Below are 5,796 nucleotides of genomic sequence, written 5' to 3'. Positions count from 1 at the left end.
TCGGCCAGCGCCGAGACGGTGCTGCAGATCCCCTATGCCCGCTACGAGCTGGGCGCGGTGACGGTGACCAACAACGGCAACCGCGACCTGGTCACCTCGATGGCCACGACGGCGCGCGATACGCTGAATGGCCTGATCGCCATGGTGGCCTACACCAACACCACGGCCTATGTGTCCAACCTCAACGGGTCCAGCACCACCCAGAAGTACGGCCACACCGGCGGCCAGATCTATGTGACGATCAACGGCGTCCAGACGAACTTCGGCTCGGCCGACCAGGCCGTCGAGTTCGGGACCCTGGCGGCGATCCGCAACACCAAGATCGTCGGCGGCGACATCTTCGCCAAGCGGGTGATCGCCCGCTCGCCGGCCGCCGACCTGACCTCGCTGACCGGCGACCTGCAGATCGCCAGCGACTACCGCTTCTACGCCAGCAACCGCGCGCTGATCGACGGGTTCATCAAGGGCGCCTACGCCACCCTGACCGAGGCCGAGCAGAGCTACTACGCCAGCAACAAGGCCCTGATCGATAAGGCCCAGACCCAAGGGACAGCGGCCCTGACCTCGGGCGAGCTCTCCACCTACAACGCCAACAAGCCCACGATCGACAAGATCATCGGCGCCCTGGAAAACCAGGTCCTGGCCAACCCCTGGATCATCACCCTGGAGCGGGCGGTGAATGAACTGGGCCTGGCCAAGTGGACCGCCTCCGACTTCTACGGCGGCCTGCAGGGCTTCCTCGGGAGCTTCGACCTGGCCGGGCATGGCGTGGCGTTCGAGAACGTCCGCCTCGCCGCCTCCGGCGCCGGCGCGGTGGTTTCTCTTCGCGGCGGGTCGGCGCTCGAGCCGTTCGCGGCCTCGACCAAGGCGCACGTGGGTTTCGGAACGAGCGCCGCGTCCGGCGGATGGGCCAGCCAGGATCTCAATCCGCGATTCCTGGCGGATGTGAACGGTGACGGCCGCCAGGACATGGTGGGCGTCGGCAACAGTCAGGTTATCGTCGAGCTGGGCCAAGCGAACGGAACGTTTGGCGGCGGGCTCGTCGCCAGCACCAACCTGACGGCCGCGGTCAACTGGACCAGTCAGAATATCTCGCCGCGCATGGCCGGAGACGTCAATGGCGACGGCCGCGCCGATCTCGTCGGATTCGGCGGCGACGGGACCTATGTGATGCTCGGCCAGGCCAATGGCGCGTTCGGCGCGGTTTTCAAGGCCAATGCGGGCTACGGCAGCACCGGCGGGGCCGGCGGCTGGAGCAGCCAGGACGCCTATCCGCGGTTCCTGGCCGACGTGAACGGCGACGGCCGGACCGACGTCGTCGGGGTTGGCGGAAGCATCGTGCTGGTGTCGCTGGGCCAAGCCGATGGAACCTTCGCCAACGGTGTGGTCGCCAGTTCGCAGTTCACCGGCGCGGCCGGTTGGGCCGGCCAGGACCGCGATCCGCGCACGGCCGCCGACGTCAACGGCGACGGCCGCGCCGACCTGGTCGGCTTCGCGGACGACGGCGTCTATGTCGCCCTGGGACAGGCCAACGGGACCTTCGCCGCGTCCTACAAGGCGATCACGGCCTTTGGCTATGCGGCGGGCGGCTGGTCCAGCTTCAACGCCAATCCGCGCTACGTAAAGGATATGAATGGCGACGGCCGAGCCGACATCGTCGGTTATGGCAACGGCGCGCTCTATGTGTCGCTCGCCCAGGCCGACGGCATGTTCGCGCCGCACCAGATCTTCTCGACGCCCTATGTGGCGGATGCGGGCTGGGGACCCCAGTCGATCCAGCCGCGCATGATCGGGGACGTCGATGGCGACGGGATGATGGACCTCGTGGCCGTGGGGACCGACGGCGTCTATGTCCAGCGGGGCGACAGGGCCAGCGCCGGCCTGTTCTCGATCCTGCCGTCCGCTGCCCAAGGCGGCCAATCGGTGTCGATCGACAGCCTCGCGGCCATCGGCTACGGCGCGGTCGCGCCGGGGTCCACGACCTCTGGAAACGATCTGGTCGACCGGAGCCTGGCGACCGGCGGCCTGACCATCGACGACAACCACACCGAGATCGAGACGACCTACCAGTACTACTGGAACGGCTGGGACTATGACGTGGTCGAGACCCAGACCCCGGTCACGCGCGACGGCGGCGACGACATCTTCGTGGGCGGGGCGGGCGATGACACACTCTACGGCCGCGCGGGCTGGGACTGGCTGGACGGCGGGGCCGGTGACGACACCCTCGACGGCGGCTCCCAGAACGACACGCTGCTGGGCGCCGCCGGCAAGGATCTTCTGCGGGGCGGCGACGGTGACGACTACATCGCCGGCGGCGACGGCCACGAGGGCGGCGACGGCCAGGGCGGTGGCCTGTTCGGCGGCGCCGGCAACGACGTCTTGGTCGGCGGCGCCGGCATGGACGGCCTGTGGGGCGAGGACGGCGACGACACCTTCATCGTCGACGAGGACGGCGGCGCCACCTACGATTCCTTCATCGGCGGCGCCGGCTCCAACACCATCTCCTATGAGCGGTTCAGCGCGGGCGTGGGGATCGACCTGGGCGCCCGGTCGCCCAGCGATAGCAGCCAGCACATCTGGTATGGCGACTATTTCTGGGATGTCGAGAACGCCACCGGTACGGCGTTCAACGACACCATGGTGGGAGACGCGATCGGCAATATCCTCAAGGGCGGGGCCGGCGCCGACTCGATCGGCGGGCGCGACGGCGGCGACATCCTGGAAGGCGGCGCGGGCGCGGACTTCCTGTGGGGCGACGGCGGCTATGACTGGGTGCAGTACACGGGCTCTTCGGCGGGGGTTTATATCGATCTGTCGACCGGCGAGGCCTTTGGCGGCGACGCCGACGGTGACGTGTTCGACAGCATCGAGTCGGTCAGCGGGTCCAAGCTCGCGGACCAGCTGAAGGGCGACGCTGGCGACAACTACCTCGTGGGCAAGGAGGGCGACGACTGGCTGGTGGCCACGACGGGCGCCGATATGCTGATCGGTGACGAAGGCAAGGACTTCGTCGACTATTCGGCGGCGACGGCGGGGGTGAGCCTCAATCTGGGCGGCTATACGCCGACCGGTCAGGCCACAGGCTCGGGCTACAGCGGCCTGGCGGCCAGCCAGAGCTATATCGGCGTGGAAGGCGTGGTCGGCTCGGCCTACGCCGACAGCCTGTCGGCGGGCGACGGCGACCAGACCTTCGTCGGCGGGGCGGGGAACGACACCCTGTCGGGCGGCGCGGGGACCGACACCTATGTGCTGAACCTCGGCGACGGGGCCGACACCATCGTCGAGGACAATGGCGGCTGGAACATCCTGTCGCTGGGAGAGGGGATCAAGGCCTCCGACCTGGTCATGGGGACGGCCGGCGGAACCAACGGCTGGCTGAGCGTGACCGTTCGGGGCGGGAACGCCTCGGCCTATGTCGGCGGCAATTTCGCCCAGCTGACCAACGCCCGGGTCAAGACCATCGACTTCAACGGCGGCGGCCAGCTCGACATCGGCAGCGTCGACTACGCCGTGGGCGGCGTCACCGACGGGGCCGACACCCTGGTGGGCCTCGGCGGCGAGCATTACGACCTGATCATCGGCCTGAACGGGGACGATACGATCTGGGGGCGCGCCTCGGGCCAGCTGGAATCGACAGGCAACGTCATCATCGGCGGGCTGGGGAACGACACCATCAACACCAGCAACGGCGACGACCAGTTCGCCTACGACCGGGCCGGTCTCGACGCCAACGGCGCGGTGATCGCCAATGTCGACACCATCACCGACGCCGGCGGCGAGGACACCCTGGTGTTCGGCTCGACGGTGACGGCGCAGGACGTCATCTACCAGGTGGTCGGCAATGATCTCTATATCGGGGCCAAGGACGCGGCCAACCCGACCCTGACCGCCAGCCAGGTCGCCGATCGGGTCAAGATCGTCGGCGGCGGGGTCAAATGGGTCGAGACCGATCCCTATGGCGAGCCGATGGGCGGCTCGTTCATCAACACGGTCGAATATGTGGTCGCCGGCGGGACCTCGATCGACCTGCGCAAGCTGGACATCGCCTGGACCGTCCAGACCTACGTCAACTACAGCAACTACTATCCCGTCGCCCTGGACCTGGACGGCGACGGCCTGGACCTGTCGACGGTCGAGGCCTCCAGCGTGGTGGTCAAGACCGCCCAGGGCGGGATCTCGCAGATCGCCTGGGTGGGGCCCGCCGACGGCTTGCTGGCGGTGGACCGCGACGGCGACGGGGCGATCAACAGGCTGTCGGAGATCTCGTTCGTGCAGGACAGGCCGGGCGCGACCAGCGACCTGGAGGGGCTGCGCACCTGGGACAGCAACGGCGACGGCCTGCTGGACAAGGCCGACAAGGATTTTGGCAGGATCCTGCTGTTCGTCGACGCCAACCAGAACGGCCGCTCGACGGCCAAGGAGCTGCGCACCCTGGAGGAGGCCGGGATCAAGGCGATCAACCTGGGCGGAACGGCCACCGGCTACACCGCGGCCATGACCACCGAGAGCTTCGTGCAGAACACGATCAGCTTCGTATGGGCCGACGGGCGCGAAGGTCAGGGCTACGACGTGGCCCTGGCCCGGCGGGTGCTGGGTTCGGAAGGCCTCTATGCCGGCGAATACCAGGCCGAATGGGGCGCGCGCGATGAGGACGGGACCCTGGGCCAGCTGCTGAACGACCCCAAGACCGCCGCCAAGGCCGCGCGGATCAAGGCCAGGAAGGGGCTGCTGGACAGGCTCGGCGCCAGCTACGACGAGGTCAAGGCCGCCGCCCAGCTGGACTTCAGCGACACCGACAAGGTCGACGCGTCGGTCGCCCGGCGCTGGAAGAAGATGGACGCCTCGCAGCGGGCCGCCTGGCTGTCGGGCCAGGCGACCGGCCTGGACGACCAGTCGAACCTGGCGGCCCTGAAGGCGGTCTCCTCGGGCCAGGCCCTGGCCAAGGCCTTGAACGACAGCGCCCGGGCGGGCCGGGACCTGGTCGACAGGGGCCTGGCCCAGGCCGGGGCCGTGGTCTCGCCGGGCGATCCGAGCCGGCCCAGCGGCGGCGGTTCGACCACCGCCCAGGGCCTGGGCGTCGACTTCGGCGCCGCCTCCGGTCTCCTCTCCGGCCTCGGGGGCGGCCTGGGGGGCGGCCTGACCGCCAGCCAGCCGCTGGACGGGGTGGTCCAGGCCGACGCCACGATCGGCCAGGATCAGGCCTGGTGGCGTGGCCAGACCGACGGCGGCCTGGCCGGCGCCGGCTCGCTGGCCGGCCTGCTGGCGGCCATGGACCAGGGCGTGGGCGATCGCGCGCCCGGCGCGCGCTCGGCCTCCGACGATCCGGCCCTGACCCAGCAGCAGAGGCTGCTGCGCCAGGCCATGGCCGGGTTTGGCGGCCAGGCCGGCGGCTCGGCGGCGATCTGGAACCGCGACGCGGCCCAGGCCTCGGCCGTGCTGGCCGCCGCCGGCCAGCCGACCACGCCCTTGGCCCTCAACCTGGCCCTGGCCTCCTAGCGCGATCCTGCTAGGACGTCTGTCGGGGTTCTTGTCCTTTCCGCCCGGCCTGGCGCCGGGCGGGCGCTGTTGTGGAGTATCGATCATGGCCGACGGGGCCAACGGACAAGGCGCGGCGCCGCAAAAGACCGTGTCGCAGGTGCTGGGCGAGATCACCTGGCTGCTGACCCAGTCGCCGCTGCACAAGTCGCTGTTCATCGGCGACCTGGAATGGTTCGCCATGCCCGCCATCCTGCTGGAGCAGTTTCGGATCTGGAACGGGCCAAACAGCCCTGCGGCCGTGGCCTTCTGGGCCTT

2 protein-coding genes are annotated in these 5,796 nt (G+C 69.4%); both read left to right on the top strand.

Features of this window, described 5'->3' with window-relative positions:
- Positions 1 to 18: 18 nt before the first annotated feature.
- Positions 19 to 5,499 carry an FG-GAP-like repeat-containing protein gene (locus tag EV278_RS23805; RefSeq protein WP_207905552.1) on the top strand — a complete coding sequence of 1,827 codons (5,481 nt, stop codon included), beginning with the start codon at positions 19 to 21 and terminating at the stop codon, positions 5,497 to 5,499.
- Positions 5,500 to 5,584: 85 nt separating this feature from the next.
- The coding region (locus EV278_RS23800; protein ID WP_132096720.1) for a toxin-activating lysine-acyltransferase at positions 5,585 to 5,796 on the top strand (212 nt) is incomplete at its 3' end.

It is taken from the genome of Caulobacter sp. BK020, assembly GCF_004342605.1.
Taxonomy (GTDB): Bacteria; Pseudomonadota; Alphaproteobacteria; order Caulobacterales; family Caulobacteraceae; genus Caulobacter.
The sequence above is the reverse complement of the archived record's forward strand: the minus strand, read 5'-3'. Positions and strand labels throughout refer to the sequence as shown.